Annotated in this window: 12 protein-coding genes and 1 pseudogene; 7 read left to right on the forward strand and 6 right to left on the reverse strand. The window is 60.4% G+C overall.

The genetic code is table 11. The features are described from left to right. Window positions 1-16: 16 nt before the first annotated feature. Window positions 17-1,171, reverse strand: a complete 1,155-nt coding sequence (gene ompK37 / locus HMPREF9538_RS01955) for a porin OmpK37 (protein ID WP_002902433.1) — start codon at window positions 1,169-1,171, stop codon at window positions 17-19. Window positions 1,172-1,527: 356 nt separating this feature from the next. After that, window positions 1,528-5,055, reverse strand: coding sequence for a pyruvate:ferredoxin (flavodoxin) oxidoreductase (nifJ, locus tag HMPREF9538_RS01950; protein ID WP_009486361.1), 3,528 nt, complete (start codon window positions 5,053-5,055; stop codon window positions 1,528-1,530). Between the two features lie 362 nt (window positions 5,056-5,417). On the opposite strand from nifJ, the gene HMPREF9538_RS01945 reads away from it, so the two are divergent. Continuing rightward, entirely contained in the window at window positions 5,418-5,681 is a 264-nt protein-coding gene (locus HMPREF9538_RS01945) for a DUF333 domain-containing protein (protein ID WP_004140155.1), read from the forward strand. A gap of 45 nt (window positions 5,682-5,726) precedes the next feature. Here the strand turns inward: HMPREF9538_RS01945 and hslJ are convergent, their stop codons facing one another. The 3 genes from hslJ to HMPREF9538_RS01930 form a co-directional block, all read right to left on the reverse strand. Continuing rightward, window positions 5,727-6,167: a heat shock protein HslJ gene (gene hslJ / locus HMPREF9538_RS01940; protein ID WP_009309014.1), complete on the reverse strand. Its 441-nt coding sequence runs from the start codon at window positions 6,165-6,167 to the stop codon at window positions 5,727-5,729. Between the two features lie 122 nt (window positions 6,168-6,289). Continuing rightward, a complete protein-coding gene (locus HMPREF9538_RS01935; RefSeq protein WP_002902515.1) occupies window positions 6,290-7,279 on the reverse strand; it encodes a 2-hydroxyacid dehydrogenase in 990 nt (329 codons plus the stop codon). A gap of 147 nt (window positions 7,280-7,426) precedes the next feature. Continuing rightward, on the reverse strand, window positions 7,427-7,927 hold the full coding sequence (locus HMPREF9538_RS01930) for a DedA family protein (RefSeq protein WP_002902516.1): 501 nt from the start codon (window positions 7,925-7,927) through the stop codon (window positions 7,427-7,429). Between the two features lie 206 nt (window positions 7,928-8,133). Here HMPREF9538_RS01930 and HMPREF9538_RS01925 point away from each other — a divergent pair, with 206 nt between their 5' ends. From HMPREF9538_RS01925 to HMPREF9538_RS01915, 3 genes are read left to right on the forward strand one after another with little or no spacing between them, the layout of a single operon-like run. Next, entirely contained in the window at window positions 8,134-10,773 is a 2,640-nt protein-coding gene (locus HMPREF9538_RS01925; protein ID WP_004224451.1) for a YdbH family protein, read from the forward strand. After that, complete coding sequence (locus HMPREF9538_RS01920) at window positions 10,770-10,955, forward strand: YnbE family lipoprotein (protein ID WP_009486363.1); 186 nt, start codon at window positions 10,770-10,772, stop codon at window positions 10,953-10,955. The genes HMPREF9538_RS01925 and HMPREF9538_RS01920 overlap by 4 nt, the downstream gene beginning before the upstream one ends. 7 nt (window positions 10,956-10,962) lie before the next feature. Further along, window positions 10,963-11,286, forward strand: coding sequence for a YdbL family protein (locus HMPREF9538_RS01915; protein WP_002902522.1), 324 nt, complete (start codon window positions 10,963-10,965; stop codon window positions 11,284-11,286). Here HMPREF9538_RS01915 and feaR read toward each other — a convergent pair whose 3' ends face one another. Beyond that, window positions 11,287-12,189, reverse strand: a complete 903-nt coding sequence (gene feaR / locus HMPREF9538_RS01910; protein WP_009486364.1) for a transcriptional regulator FeaR — start codon at window positions 12,187-12,189, stop codon at window positions 11,287-11,289. A 235-nt stretch (window positions 12,190-12,424) separates the two neighbouring features. On the opposite strand from feaR, the gene HMPREF9538_RS01905 reads away from it, so the two are divergent. From HMPREF9538_RS01905 to HMPREF9538_RS33450, 3 genes and pseudogenes are all read left to right on the forward strand, one after another. Then, window positions 12,425-13,924, forward strand: a complete 1,500-nt coding sequence (locus tag HMPREF9538_RS01905) for an aldehyde dehydrogenase family protein (protein WP_004140136.1) — start codon at window positions 12,425-12,427, stop codon at window positions 13,922-13,924. A gap of 124 nt (window positions 13,925-14,048) precedes the next feature. Next, window positions 14,049-14,939 carry an oxidoreductase gene (locus tag HMPREF9538_RS01900; protein WP_020316458.1) on the forward strand — a complete coding sequence of 297 codons (891 nt, stop codon included), beginning with the start codon at window positions 14,049-14,051 and terminating at the stop codon, window positions 14,937-14,939. 43 nt (window positions 14,940-14,982) lie between these two features. Further along, window positions 14,983-15,104, forward strand: a pseudogene (locus HMPREF9538_RS33450) (alcohol dehydrogenase); the annotation flags it as partial.

Genomic DNA, 15,104 nt, shown 5'->3' on the forward strand with positions numbered 1-15,104 from the left:
CGGGGGGGCAGGCGCATCAGAACTGGTAAACCAGGCCCAGGGCGACGATGTTATCGGTAGAGATACCGTTGTCTTCGTAGAATTTGTCGTTACCATCCAGCAGGTTGATTTTGTAATCAACATAGGTGGACATATTACGGTTGAAGTAATAGGTCGCGCCAACGTCCATATATTTGACCAGATCTTTATCGGCATAGCGGCCGTTATTGTACAGATCTTTGCCTTTGGACTGCAGGTAGGAGATGGCCGGACGCAGGCCGAAGTCGAACTGATACTGCGCGGTGACTTCGAAGTTTTGCGTTTTATTGGCGATACCGCCACCGTTGGTACTGCTGGTAGAGCCGTATGGCGTCATATTGCGGGTTTCAGAGTACATGGTCGCCAGGTAAATATCGTTGGCGTCGTACTTCAGGCCGGCGGTCCAGGCGTCCGCTTTGTCGCCTTTGGCGTATCGTTCGGTGTGAGTATAGTGTTGCTGGTCGCCTGTACGGTCAGACGAGGTGTAAGCTGCCGCCGCGCTGATGCCCATGCCGAAGTCGTAGGAAGTGGAGAGGCCGAAACCATCGCCATTGTCGAAGCGAACATCGCTGTCGCTGCTGCGGTTATTGGTGCCGACGTTGATATCCTGCGCGTTCTGGCCTTCGTTTTTACCCTGATACTGCAGGGCGAAGTTCAGACCCTCCACCAGACCGAAGAAATCGCTATTGCGGTAGGTTGCGACGCCGTTGGCGCGGCCTGCCATAAAGTTATCCGCATAGGTGTAGGAGTCGCCGCCGAACTCCGGCAGCATATCGGTCCAGCCTTCAACGTCGTACAGCACGCCGTAGTTACGACCGTAGTCGAAAGAGCCGTAATCGCCCACTTTGATACCGGCGAATGCCAGACGGGTCCACGCCTGATCGCTGGAGGTCTCGGTGTTGTTGGCCTGAACGTTATATTCCCACTGGCCATAGCCGGTAAGCATATCGTTGATCTGGGTTTCGCCTTTAAAGCCAAAACGTAAATAAGTTTGATCGCCGTCTTTTTTCGAGTCGCTGGAGAAATAATGCAGACCATCTACCTTGCCATAGAGATCTAATTTATTCCCGTCTTTATTATAAATTTCCGCCGCATGCGCGGCACCGGCGGCTAATAAAGCCGGAATAACGAGGGCCAGTACTTTTCTTTTCATGAAGAAATTCCTTTAACTGTTTTTATGTTTTAACTTCCGGGTGGGAAGTGAACTCATGCTAAAGGAGCGGTCTGAGATCCGGTAAGACTCAATTGTTACGATATAAGTAAAATCTAAAATAAATAATACCAATGAAATGGTGATAATTATGCTGAATGCATTTATAGATAATATACAAAATAAAAATTATACATGCCCGGGCTAATCACGTATTATTTGCGCGTTATATGCCTTTATTGTCATGCCAATAATTTATTGTTGCCGTCTCATTCTGCGGAATGATGTTGTTTATCGGTAAAACGACAAGCCTGAACGCTGTGTTCGGGCTTTTTTTATGGACAGAGGTGACGGGGCGGTTAACCTTCGCTTGGCGATTTCTCCGCTTTGCCAGCCAGCTGGGCGAGGAAGTCATAGCGCTTCTGCAGATCGGCGGCGGCGTCTTTCCATAGCTGCTCCGCCACTTCAGGCTGCTGGGCGTTCAGGCGGCGGAAACGTTGCTCATTAAGCAGCGTCTCGGCCAGCGCGTCTGATGGCGGACGGGAATCTAGCGCCAGCGGGATCTTGCCTTCGTCTGCCCGACGCGGGTCGAAGCGGTAGAGCGGCCAGAAGCCGGTGGCGGTCAGCTGACGCATCTGGTCGTGGCTGAGCGCCAGATCGTAGCCATGCTCTTCGCAAGGGCTATAGGCGATGATCAGCGATGGCCCCGGATAGGCTTCCGCTTCCTGAATCGCTTTCACCGTCTGGTTCAGCTGCGCGCCCAGCGAAATTTGCGCCACATAAACATGACCGTACATCATCATGCTGACGCCCAGATCTTTACGCGCCTTGCGTTTGCCATGCTCGCCAAACTTAGTCACTGCTCCCAGCGGGGTGGCTTTTGACGCCTGCCCGCCGGTGTTGGAGTAACACTGGGTGTCCAGCACCAGAATATTGACGTTTTCCGTCAGGCTCAGTACATGGTCCAGGCCGCCGAAGCCGATATCGTAAGCCCAGCCGTCGCCGCCGATCAGCCAGACGGATTTCTCCACCAGTGCGTCGGCATCGGTCAGCAGCTCTTCAGCTCCCGCCACGCCGGCCAGCGCCTGACGCAGGGCCGCCACCTGTTCGCGGCGAACTTCCGGCGTCGCCTCGGCGTGCAGCGCCGCGTTCAGCTCTGCCGGCAGCTTGTCGGCGAATTCGCTCAGCAGGCGCATCACGCGCTGGCGATGCTGGTCGACGGTCAAGCGGAAGCCGAGCCCGAATTCGGCGTTATCCTCAAACAGCGAGTTGGCCCACGCCGGGCCGCGGCCGTTGGCGTCGGTAGTGTACGGTGTCGAGGGCAGGTTGCCGCCGTAAATGGAGGAGCAGCCGGTGGCATTGGCAATCAGCATTCGGTCGCCGTAGAGCTGGGTCAGCAGTTTGATATACGGCGTTTCGCCACAGCCCGAGCAGGCGCCGGAGTATTCAAACAGCGGGCTGATCAGCTGTGAGGTGCGAATATCAATGCGCTCCAGTTTGCTGCGGTCGATTTCCGGCAGGTTGAGGAAGTACTCGTAATTGACCTTCTCCTCTTCCACATGCTCCAGGCGGTACATCATATTGATGGCCTTGATCTCCGGGTTCTGGCGGTCTTTCGCCGGACACACTTCGACGCACAGGTTGCAGCCGGTGCAGTCTTCCGGGGCGACCTGCAGAACGTATTTCTGCCCGCGCATATCGCGGGATTTCACATCCAGCGAATGCAGGCTGGCAGGGGCGTTCTCCATCTCTTCCGGGGCGACCACTTTGGCGCGGATCGCCGAGTGCGGGCAGGCGGCGACGCAGTGGTTGCACTGAGTACACAGCGCTTCCTTCCAGATGGGGATCTCTTCGGCGATGTTGCGTTTCTCCCAGCGGGTGGTGCCCATGGGCCAGGTGCCGTCCGGCGGCAGGGCAGAGACCGGCAGCGCATCGCCGAGCCCGGCCAGCATCGCGGCGGTGACCGTTTTGACGAAATCCGGCGCGGCGTCGGAGACCACCGGCGGGCGGTTCGGACTGCTGGCGTTCACCGGCTGGAGCGGTACTTCCGCCAGTGATTCACGGGCCAGGGCCAGCGCCTGCCAGTTGCGCTCCACCAGCTCCTGACCTTTACTGCTGTAGCTTTTGGCGATGGCTGCCTGCAGTTCCGCCAGCGCGCTATCACCCGGCAGGATCTGGGTTAAATGGAAAAAGGCCATCTGCATCACGGTATTAATGCGCGCCCCGAGGCTGCATTCGCGGGCGATCTTTGCCGCGTTGACCACGTAAAAACGCGCTTTTTTCTGATTCAGGGTGGCCTGGACTTCCTGGGGCAGGCGGGACCAGACCTCATCGGCGCTGTACGGCGTGTTGAGCAGGAAAATGCCGCCGGGCTTCAGCCGCTCGGCCATCTGGTATTTATCGATAAACTGCAGCTGGTGGCAGCCGACGAAATCAGCCTGCGAAATCAGATACGATGAACGAATCGGTTTTTCGCTGACCCGCAGATGCGAGACGGTGAGGCCGCCCGCTTTCTTCGAGTCATAGACAAAATAGCCCTGGGAGAACCATGGGGTCGAGTTGCCGATGATTTTGATGTTGTTTTTGGTGGCTGACACGCTGCCGTCGCTGCCGAGGCCGTAGAACAGGGCCTCGAGCTTGGCCTCTGCCGGCAGGGTATTTTCGCCCAGCGGCAGCGACAGGTTGGTCACGTCATCATAGATCCCGACGGTAAAGCGCGGCTTCGGCTGGGCGGCCTGCAGTTCACTGAATATCGCCAGCACGCATTCCGGACCAAACTCCTTGGAGGAGAGACCGTAGCGGCCGCCGATAGTGCGCGGTAGCGTCTCGCGCTCGCCGCGGTTAAAGGCTTCCGCCAGGGCGGTCATCACGTCGAGGTAAAGCGGTTCGGCAAGCGCGCCGGGTTCTTTGGTGCGATCCAGTACGGCAACCGCGCGGGCGCTCTCCGGCAGCGCCGCCAGCAGGTGGGCGGCGGAGAACGGGCGATAGAGGCGGACTTTTAGCACGCCGACTTTCTCGCCGCGACTCAGCAACTCATCGACCACCTCTTCGCAGGTGCCGATGGCCGAGCCCATAATGACGATCACGCGCTCTGCCTGCGGGTGGCCGTAAAACTCAAACGGTTTGTACTGACGGCCGGTGGCGGCAGCGAAGTCGTCCATCGCTTTCTCGACATGGTCATACACCGCGTCGTACCACGGATTGGTAGCTTCCCGGGACTGGAAGTAAGTGTCGGGGTTGGCCGAGGTTCCGCGGATCACCGGGTGTTCCGGGTTGAGCGCGCGCTGGCGATGCTCAGCGATCTTATCCTGCGGCAGCAGGGCGCGAATAGTGTCATCCGCCAGCGGGGCGATTTTGTTGATTTCGTGCGAAGTACGGAAACCATCAAAGAAATGAATAAACGGCACCCGGCTTTGCAGGGTGGCGATATGCGAGATCAGCGCGAAATCCTGCGCTTCCTGGACGCTGCTGGCGCACAGCATGGCGCACCCGGTCTGGCGGACGGCCATGACATCGGAATGGTCGCCGAAGATCGACAACGCATGGGTAGCGACAGTGCGGGCGGCGACGTGCAGCACAAACGGCATCAGCTGGCCGGCCAGTTTGTACAGGGTGGGGATCATCAGCAGCAGGCCCTGCGATGAGGTAAAGGAGGTGGAGAGGGCGCCGGTCTGCAGCGCGCCATGTACGGCGCCAATGGCTCCCGCCTCCGACTGCATTTCGACCACGCGGGGAACATCGCCCCAGACGTTTTTCAGCCCATTGCCGGCCCAGGCGTCAGCCTGTTCCGCCATCGTTGAACTGGGCGTGATCGGGTAGATGGCGATAACTTCACTGGTGCGAAACGCGACGGAAGCGACCGCGCCATTACCATCAATCGTAATCATATGAAGACACCCTTACATTGCGCAAAAGAATGGACGCGTGAAACCGCGACGCGCCCTGTAATTATATAAGGGGTAGTTTAGCAAACCGCTGACCCCGCCATTTTTGCATTTGTGTCCTCAATGCGCCGGGTACCCGTGACCAGATCAATATTTTGCATGGTTCGCGGAGAAAATGGCTGCCTGCCGGGAGAGGAACCACCTGCGTCGGGCGACATGGCCGAGGCAGATCAAGCTTTCGGCGAAAATTTGCTAGAAAATGTTAATGAGGCGCATAAATACGTACTTCCCCTCTCGACGCCGCCCGCCACGCTGCCTATTATTCTGGGGTTTGCTTTTTTAAGACGTTTCCGAGGGGAGAGAGAATGCGAGCTGCGATGTTAGTAGGATGTGCGGCGCTGTTGCTGTCCGCGTGCAGTAGTGAACCCGTTCAGCAGGCCACGGCGGCGCACGTCACGCCGGGAATGCGGGCGGCGATGAGCGACGCCGGTCAGGCCAACTGCGCCATGATAGGCGGCTCGTTATCGGTGGCTCGTCAGCTCGATGGTTCGGCAATTGGCATGTGCGCGCTGCCGAACGGCAAACGCTGCAGCGAGCAGGCGCTGGCGGGCGGCAGCTGCGGCTACTAACAGCGGCCCCGTCGCGGGGCAGCGTCAGCGGCACATCAACGCCGGCTAGTGCATCAGGTCGGCGAGCTTATAGACCAGCGTCTGGTCGGCGGTCGCCAGCGTCAACTGGTTTTCCGTCAGATCGACCTGCGCACCCTCGCGCAGCATCTTGCCGATCGTCGCATCCAGGGTATTGAGCTGGGCGTCGTGGCACAGCATCCGGGTCATCGCCAGCGATTTGACCTTCAGCTCGCCGTCCGACACTTTACCTTCCCCGCTAAAGCCGTTGCACATATTGCCGGATACATACATCTTGCCCGTAATAGCCATCTTCTCACCGAAGCTTAGCTCCAGCGGCCGGTCGCTGGCGTTGACCGCCTGGCCGTTGACGCTGGTCAGCACGAAACGATGATGCTGCAGCTGTTCCGCACCGGTGGACACCTTACTGTTATAGACACAGCCGGACAGCAGCATACCTGCCGCCAGAAGCGCCGCAAATTTGTTCATTTTCACTCCAAAACATTCATATAACTAATAAAACCAAGCCAGTGTAACGGTATCGCAGCAGGGATCTGTGGGGATTATCTGAATGTGCTCCCCCCGGGAGAGGAGCACAAAAGGGAAAGGCGTCAGACGATGGCGTTCGGACAGGTTTCGCCGTTGGCGACCTGCTGCAGGTTACCCAGAGTGGTCTCCGAAATGCTGATCAGCGCCTCGGCGGTGAGGAACGCCTGGTGGCCGGTAAACAGCACGTTATGGCAGGCGGAGAGGCGGCGGAAGACATCGTCCTGGATCACGTCGTTGGATTTGTCTTCAAAGAACAGATCGCGTTCGTTCTCATAAACGTCCAGCCCCAGCGCGCCAATTTTCTGGTGCTTCAGGGCGTCGATGGCCGCCTGAGAGTCGATCAGGGCGCCGCGGCTGGTGTTGATCACCATCACCCCGTCTTTCATCTGATCGAAGGCTTCGCGATTGAGCAGGTGGTAGTTTTCGTCGGTCAGCGGACAGTGCAGGGAGATCACGTCCGATTCCTTGTACAGCGTGGCGAGGTCAACATATTCCACCCCCAGCTCCAGCGCGGCGGCGCTTGGGTACGGGTCGAACGCCAGCAGGCGCATGCCGAAGCCTTTGAGGATCCGCAACATCGCTACGCCAATTTTCCCGGTGCCGATCACCCCGGCGGTTTTGCCGTACATGGTGAAGCCGGTGAGGCCTTCGAGGGAGAAATTGGCATCGCGGGTACGCTGGTAAGCGCGGTGGATGCGGCGGTTGAGCGACATCATCATACCGATCGCATGCTCAGCGACCGCTTCCGGAGAGTAAGCTGGAACGCGCACGACGCGCAGGCCAAGCTCCTTTGCCGCCTCAAGGTCGACGTTGTTAAACCCGGCGCAGCGCAGGGCGATATATTTCACCCCGTGGGCCTTCAGCTCTTCCAGCACCGGGCGGCTGCCGTCGTCATTGACGAAGATACATACCGCTTCGCAACCGTTGGCGGTTTTGGCAGTCTTCGCTGTCAGCAGGAAATCGAAGAATTCCAGTTCAAAGCCGTATGCATCATTAACGTGCTGCAGGTACTTTTTATCGTACTGCTTCGTACTATAAACCGCGATTTTCATAAGACTTTTCTCCAGTGATTATACCGTCACGGTAGCATATTTAAAATAATCGTACAATTATTAAAAAATAGTTTAATGAGAGGGTGCTAATCCTAATTCTAGAGCATATCGCGGACTTGCGGAATCTCTTTGAAAGACAAAGTTTTTTCACCACAAACTGAGGCTGAAAGCGCCGGGGGCGAGCAACAGAAGCGGCCACAGCAGACCGGAGCTGACGTTAGCCAGCTGAAACGACCACAGCGGCAGACTGCTGGCGCCGCTAACGAAGGGCAGCGTAGCCCTCAGGGGAGAGAGAAAGCGGCTGAAAAAGATAGCCCACGGGCCATAGCGCTGAAAGAAGAGGCGGCTGCGGGCCAGACGCTCGGCGGTCAGCCAGCGTAGATGGGTGAGGCGATGACGGTAGCGAATGCCCAGCCGCCACGATAGCCAGAATCCGCCGATGGCGCCGAGGCTGGCGCTGGACCACATTAACAGGAAATGTCCGAGGCTGGCGGAAGCGAATGTCCCCAGCAGCAGCAGGCCGGAGGTGCCGGGGATTGCCAGCGAGACCAATGCGCAGGATTTAGTGAAGGTAAGCAGAAAAACAATCAGCAATACCCATGGATAGTGGTCCTGTGCGCTCTCTATGAGCGAGATAATTAACGACACCGCCTCTCCCGCAAGCTATTCCCGTCTGGCTGGAGTGTGGCAGGGGCGACTTAAACAACAGTTAAATGATAATGGCCGAACGTCGCGCCGCGAGTCCGGCTGGCAACTATGCTTTAACAGGCCGTAAACTTTCACTCACTGGTCGAACGTGTCACAATGGACGCCTTTCGGCTTTTACTTATGTTGAATCAGGATATTAACTGCCCATGAAGGGTAAATATAAAGCCGCCATCGCGCTGGTGTTAGTTCTGGTGTTATTGCCGCTAACCCTGCTGTTGACGCTAACCCACTGGGTGCCGACGCTGGCGGGCATCTGGCTGCCCGTGGGCACGCGTATCTCTTTGCAGGAGAGCCCGCGCCTGACGCGGTCGGCCCTGCTGATCCCCGATCTGCGTTATCTGGTGGGCGACTGTGAAATCGCCCGGGTGACCGATGCCCGTCTCTCGCGTCCCAGCCGCTGGCGGCTGCATATTGGCCAGCTGGAGATCAACAGCGCCTGCCTGAGCAAACTGCCGGCCAGCGATCCCTCTCCCGGTTCACCGCGCACGCTTGCCGAATGGCAATCGATGTTGCCCTATAGCTGGTTAACCATTGACAATCTGCGGCTGTCGCCGTGGGAGAAATGGCAGGGGCGGCTGGTAATGTCATTAACGCCTGCGCAGCAGGATATCGGCTTTGCCGGGAAGGAACTGAGTCTGCAGGCGCGCCTGCGCGGCCAGGCGCTCACCGTCAGCCAGTTCAGCGCCCGGCTGACTGACGATCAGCCGCCGGTGAAGCTGGTGGGGACCTTCCATCTGCCGCTGGTGCCGGATGGTCTGCCGGTCGACGGTCAGATGCAGGGCACCTTCGAATTCCCGCAGACTGCGGAATGGATCGATGCTGAGCTCGAGTGGCAGCACAATCGCGGCCAACTGCTGGTCACCCCGCGGGGTGAGGTAGAGCCTATTCTGGACCTGCCGTGGGAGATCACCCCGGAGCGGATCACCATCAGCGACGGCCGCTGGCGCACTCGTTACGAGGCGTATCCGCTGCGCGGGCGGGTGGCGCTGTCGGTGGGTAACTGGCAGCAGGGCACCGAACAGATGATCGTCAGCGGTCGCCTGAATGTTCTCACCGAGGGGCATGCCGGGAAGGGCAATGCGGTACTGAATATTGGTCCGGGCAAGCTGAGCATGGATAACAGCGATCTGCCGCTGCGGCTCACCGGCGAGGCCAAGCTGGGGGAGATGATACTATACGCGGCGCTGCCGGCTCAGCTCAGCGGGCCGCTGATCAGCCCGCAGCTGGCTTTTCACCCCGGTGCGTTGCTGCGCTCGCGCGGGCGGGTGATCGACGCGCTGAATATTGACGAAATCCGCTGGCCGCTGGCCGGGGTAAAGGTCACCCAGCAGGGCGTCGATGGCCGCCTGCAGGCGATCCTTCGCGCCCATGAGCAGCAGATGGGCGACTTTACGCTGCATCTGGACGGTCAGGCGAGCGATTTTCTGCCCGACAGCGGCCGCTGGCAGTGGCGCTACTGGGGCGAGGGACATTTTACCCCGATGCAGGCGCGCTGGGATGTGAAGGGCAGCGGGGAGTGGCGCGACAATGCTATTACCCTGAGCAGCCTCTCCACCGGCTTCGATAAGCTTGAGTACGGCACAATGCGGGTCAGCACCCCGCGTCTGACCCTCGAGCAGCCGATCCGCTGGCTGCGCGATGCTGAGCATCCGCGGTTAACCGGCGCGCTGTCGCTGGACGCCGCCAAAACCACCTTCTCCGGCGGCAGCTATCTCCCGGCCTCAACGCTGAAATTCGCCCTCGACGGTCGGGACCCGACGTGGTTCCAGTTCACCGGCGCCCTGCATGCCGAGGCTATCGGTCCGGTGCGTCTGTCCGGGCGCTGGGATGGCGAACGGCTGCGCGGCCAGGCGTGGTGGCCAAAACAGTCGCTAACGGTGTTCCAGCCGCTGGTGCCGCCGGACTGGAAGATGAACCTGCGTGAAGGCAGTCTCTACGCGCAGGTGGCCTTCTCGGCGGCAGCCGGGCAGGGATTTGAGGCGGGCGGCCATGGCGTCCTGAAGGGCGGCAGCGCCTGGATGCCGGATAACCAGATCAACGGCGTCGATTTCGTCCTGCCGTTCCGCTTCAGCGACGGTCACTGGCAGCTGGGCATCCGCCGCCCGGTCTCCCTGCGCATTGGCGAAATCGTCAACCAGGTCACCGCGCGTAATCTGACGGCGGACCTGCAGGGCACCTGGCCGTGGAGCGAGGCCAATCCGCTGCAGCTCAGCGACGTCAGCGTCGATCTGTTAGGCGGGAAACTGACGCTGCTGCAGCTGCGTATGCCGCAGCGCGACCCGGCGTTGATCCGCCTGCAGCATATCTCCAGCAGCGAACTGACCAGCGCCGTCAAGGTGAAACAGTTCGCCATGTCCGGCGCGGTGAGCGGCGCGCTGCCGCTGTGGCTGGAGAATAATCAATGGATCATCCACGACGGCTGGCTGCGCAATGACGGACCGATGACCCTGCGGCTGGATAAAGACACCGCCGATGCGCTGGTGGCGGATAACGTCTCCGCCGGGGCGGCGATTAACTGGCTGCGCTATATGGAAATCTCCCGCTCGTGGACGCAGATTAACCTCGATAATCTGGGCGTGTTGACGCTTAAGGCCAGCATTAACGGCACCAGCCGGGTGGAAGGGAAAAGCAGTACCGTGCATTTAAACTACGCTCATGAAGAGAATATTTTCGACCTGTGGCGCAGTTTGCGCTTCGGCGACAATTTACAGGCGTGGCTCGAGCAGAATGCTACGCTGCCCGTACGGCGCTGTACGGACGGTAAGACATGTAAGGAACCTAAATGAAGAAGCTGTTACTGGCCATGGTGGCGTCGATGCTGCTCGCCGGCTGTACGCCGCGCATCGAAATCGCGGCGTCGAAAGAGCCCATCACCATCAATATGAGTGTCAAAATTGAGCATGAGATCCATATCAAGGTCGATAAGGATGTGGAAAACCTGCTCAAATCCCGCAGCGATTTGTTCTGAGGCGACGATGAGAAAACGACTGTTAACCGCGGCGCTGACACTGGCTTTACTTAGCGCGCCCGCGCTGGCGTTGACCCTGAGCGAAGCGCGCCAGCAGGGACGAGTGGGGGAGACGCTGAACGGCTATCTCGCGCCGCTGCGTCAGGATAAAGAGACGCTGGCGCTGGTAAAGCAGATTAACGCCGCGCGCAGCGAAAGCTACCAGCAGCTGGCGGATGACAACAATCTGCCGGTGGATGAAGTGGCGAAAATGGCCGGGCAGAAGCTGGTGGCCCGCGCGCAGCCCGGGGAGTACGTCCAGGGATTGAACGGCCAGTGGCTGCGCAAATAATTAGCGACAGCGCTTGCGGTATTCCCCCGGGGTGACGCCAAAGCGCTGCTTAAAGGCGGTGGAGAAATGGCTGTGGTCGCTGAAGCCCCAGCGGTAGCCGATCCCCGCCAGCTTTTCATCGTCATGGACGTTCTGTAACGCCTGGGCACACAGATCCAACCGCCGGTTCTTAATATACTGCGCCACCACCAGCCCCTGGTCGGCAAACAGCCGGTACAGGCTGCGTACCGACATGCCCGTCTCGCTGGCCAGCCACTCCGGGCGCAGATGCTCCGACTGAATGGACGCATCGATTAACGCAATAATCTTCTGAAACTGCTTTTCCCGCCGGGAAGGGGCAGGATCGCGCTGATGCAGCACCGGGCGCAACAGGCAGGCGATCGCCTCCAGCGCGGCTTCGCTCTCGCTGGCGGAGAGCGTCGTGCCGCCCATGCTTTCCAGCAGCAGTCGCTGGCTGAGCTGGACCATTGGCAGAGATTTGTCCAGCCGGCAGGCGGTAGTGATGTCCCCTGTGGGCGCCACCCGCTGGCGCGGCAGCAGCAGCGAGGCCTGACGCGAGGTCTGCTGCCAGACGATGGAGCATGGGCGGGCGGCGTCGATTAACGTGATATCGCCTGCCGCCAGCGTCACCTGGCGATCGTCCTGTTCGATGATGGCTTCGCCGGCGAGCTGAAACACGGTATAGAACCAGGCGTCGTTATCGCGTTTTATCTCATTGAGTGTGCGGTAGAGATTGACGCCGGCGGCGGTGACGGTACTGACCTTGAGGCTGCCGGCGTAGCGGGCGTCAATCTCGCCGTGGAAACTCTCCTTCAGCGGCCGGGCGGCGAAATGGCCGCAGACCTGATTGATCGTCGCCAGCCAGCGCTGATACGCCAGCCCCCCCTCTGCCGTGGTCATCATTCGCCCTTCTCCTGTAATAACAATGTTTCCGCATTGTTGCATTTGTGTCGCCTCAGGCAAGGGCGCGATGGCGGGTATATGAAAGAACTATTACCCGCGGCACATTTCTGCGAGGGCAGACGACGGAATTGCGGCGACTGTCACAGCGGCGCAAACGAATGTCACAGAGAAAAAAGCGCCAACCGCCAACCAGACATAGACTGAAAGCACTATCCGCGAAGAATAAGGAAAGGGTATGTCCACCTCACAGATAGCGCTGCTTGCCAGCGTCCAGCAGTTTTTAGACCGTCAGCATGGCCTGTATATCGACGGCGCCCCCTGCGCCGCGCAGAGCGAAAACCGGTTAACCGTCTGGGATCCGGCCACCGGGCAGGCGATTGCCACCACCGCCGACGCCAGCCCGGCGGATGTCGACCGGGCAGTGATGTCCGCCTGGCGCGCTTTTGTCGATCGCCGCTGGGCCGGGCGCACCCCGGCTGACCGTGAACGCATCCTGCTGCGTTTTGCCGATCTGGTGGAGCAGCACGGCGAAGAGCTGGCGCAACTGGAAACCCTCGAGCAGGGGAAATCCATTGCCATCTCCCGCGCCTTTGAGGTCGGCTGCACCCTGAACTGGATGCGCTACACCGCGGGGCTGACCACCAAGATCAGCGGCCGGACGCTGGACGTTTCGATCCCGTTCCCGCAAGGGGCGCGTTACCAGGCGTGGACCAAAAAAGAGCCGGTCGGGGTGGTGGCGGGCATCGTTCCGTGGAATTTCCCGCTGATGATCGGCATGTGGAAGGTCATGCCGGCCCTGGCGGCGGGCTGCTCGATCGTCATCAAGCCCTCGGAAACCACCCCGCTGACCCTGCTGCGGGTGGCGGAGCTGGCGACCCAGGCGGGCATTCCTGACGGGGTGTTCAACGTGGTCACCGGCAGCGGCGCCGGCTGCGGCGCGGCGCTGACCGCCCATCCGCAGGTGGCGAAGGTCAGCTTTACCGGCTCGACGGCGACCGGGAAACAGATTGCCCGCGTGGCTGCCGACCGCCTGACCCGCGTGACGCTGGAGCTGGGTGGCAAGAATCCGGCGATTGTGCTCAAAGACGCCGACCCCCAGTGGGTTATTGAGGGGCTGATGACCGGAAGCTTCCTCAATCAGGGGCAGGTCTGCGCCGCCAGCTCGCGGATCTACATCGAAGCGCCGCTGTTTGACACCCTGGTCAGCGGCTTCGAGCAGGCGGTGAAATCGCTGCAGGTGGGGCCGGGGATGCAGGAGACGGCGCAGATCAACCCGGTGGTCTCCCGGGCCCACTGCGACAAGGTGGCGGCCTACCTCGAAGAGGCTCGCCAGCAGAAGGCAGAGCTTATCAGCGGCAGCGCCGGACCAGACGCGGGAGGGTACTATATTCCGCCAACGCTGGTGGTAAACCCCGACGCCGGACTGCGTCTCAGCCGTGAGGAGGTTTTTGGCCCGGTGGTGAACCTGGTGCGAGTGGCCGATGGCGAGGAGGCGCTGCGCCTGGCCAACGACAGCGATTTTGGTCTGACCGCCAGCGTCTGGACCCGCGATCTGACCCAGGCCCTGAACTACACCGACCGTCTGCAGGCGGGAACGGTATGGGTCAACAGCCATACCCTGATTGACGCCAACCTGCCTTTCGGCGGCATGAAGCAGTCTGGTACCGGCCGCGATTTCGGCCCTGACTGGCTCGACGGCTGGTGCGAAACCAAATCCGTCTGCGTGCGCTACTAGCCCTCCGTCGGGGAAGGCGAAAGGCTTTTCCCGACGCGCCCCTTGCCGACCTCCGGTCTTTCTCGCTACTGTGGAGGGCAATCTTTGCCTAATCTGGGCGGTGAATCATCAGGAGGTCTTCGGCATGACAGCATTTCCTAAGGTTGCGCTAATTGGTCCCGGCGCCATCGGCACCACGATTGCCGCCGCCCTGTTTGAGAGGGGGAGGGCGCCGATGGTCTGCGGGCGTACCGCCCATTCGGCGCTGGTGCTGCGCACTGACGAGGGTGAGATCGTGGTGCCCGGCCCGGTGTACACCGACCCGATGGCGATAGCCGCCCCCTTCGACCTGGTCTTTGTCGCGGTGAAAACCACCCAGACGGAGGCCATCGCCCCCTGGCTGACGGCCCTGTGTTCCCCTGACACCGTGGTGTGCGTGCTGCAAAACGGCGTTGAGCAGCGCCAGCAGTTTGCCCCCTTGACCGGCGGCGCGACGGTGCTGCCGTCGGTGGTCTGGTTCCCGGCGCAGCGCGATGCCGATGCCTCTGTCTGGTTGCGCGCCACGCCGCGCCTGACGCTGCCGGATCTGCCGGGGGCAGAGCGGGTGCAGCAGGCGCTGGCGGGAACCCGCTGCGCGGTGGACCTGGCGGCTGATTTTACCACCGTTGCCTGGCGCAAACTGTTGCAGAACGCGGTTGCCGGTCTGATGGTGCTGACCGGACGACGCGCCGGGATGTTCGCCCGGGAGGACATCACTGCCCTCGGGCTGGCTTATCTGCGCGAATGCCTGCAGGTGGCGCGGGCGGAAGGGGCCGCCCTGAGCGACAACGTGCCGGAGGAGATTATCGCCGGCTTTCATCGGGCGCCTGCCGACTTAAGCACCTCGATTATGATCGATCGCCTCAATGGCCGACCGCTGGAGTGGGATATTCGTAACGGCGTGGTGCAGCGTCGCGGGCGTCAGCACGGCATTCCGACGCCGCTCAGCGATATCATCGTGCCGTTGCTGGCGGCGGCCAGCGACGGCCCGGGCTGACCCGGGCTGGCGCGGGTGCGAGCCACTGGAAGCGGGATCTGCTATGATCCCGACTTTCGTTGTCTGGAGCCAGTCGATGTTCAACGACGCCATTGTTTATGACCGCTACGGGCCGCCGGCCGCCGTGCTGACCCTGAAACGCCTGCCGCTGGCGCCGCTGGCGGG

The organism is Klebsiella sp. MS 92-3 (assembly GCF_000195655.1).
GTDB classification, from domain to species: domain Bacteria; phylum Pseudomonadota; class Gammaproteobacteria; order Enterobacterales; family Enterobacteriaceae; genus Klebsiella; species Klebsiella pneumoniae.

Bases quoted from the DNA above. Each gene is read 5' to 3' on its own strand.
- HMPREF9538_RS01935 (WP_002902515.1), bottom strand. From the start codon at position 7,279: ATGAAAATCGCGGTTTATAGTACGAAGCAGTACGATAAAAAGTACCTG.
- HMPREF9538_RS01900 (WP_020316458.1), top strand. From the start codon at position 14,049: ATGACAGCATTTCCTAAGGTTGCGCTAATTGGTCCCGGCGCCATCGGC.
- HMPREF9538_RS01920 (WP_009486363.1), top strand. From the start codon at position 10,770: ATGAAGAAGCTGTTACTGGCCATGGTGGCGTCGATGCTGCTCGCCGGC.
- HMPREF9538_RS01945 (WP_004140155.1), top strand. From the start codon at position 5,418: ATGCGAGCTGCGATGTTAGTAGGATGTGCGGCGCTGTTGCTGTCCGCG.
- ompK37 (WP_002902433.1), bottom strand. From the start codon at position 1,171: ATGAAAAGAAAAGTACTGGCCCTCGTTATTCCGGCTTTATTAGCCGCC.
- HMPREF9538_RS01925 (WP_004224451.1), top strand. From the start codon at position 8,134: ATGAAGGGTAAATATAAAGCCGCCATCGCGCTGGTGTTAGTTCTGGTG.
- HMPREF9538_RS01905 (WP_004140136.1), top strand. From the start codon at position 12,425: ATGTCCACCTCACAGATAGCGCTGCTTGCCAGCGTCCAGCAGTTTTTA.
- feaR (WP_009486364.1), bottom strand. From the start codon at position 12,189: ATGATGACCACGGCAGAGGGGGGGCTGGCGTATCAGCGCTGGCTGGCG.
- HMPREF9538_RS01915 (WP_002902522.1), top strand. From the start codon at position 10,963: ATGAGAAAACGACTGTTAACCGCGGCGCTGACACTGGCTTTACTTAGC.
- nifJ (WP_009486361.1), bottom strand. From the start codon at position 5,055: ATGATTACGATTGATGGTAATGGCGCGGTCGCTTCCGTCGCGTTTCGC.
- hslJ (WP_009309014.1), bottom strand. From the start codon at position 6,167: ATGAACAAATTTGCGGCGCTTCTGGCGGCAGGTATGCTGCTGTCCGGC.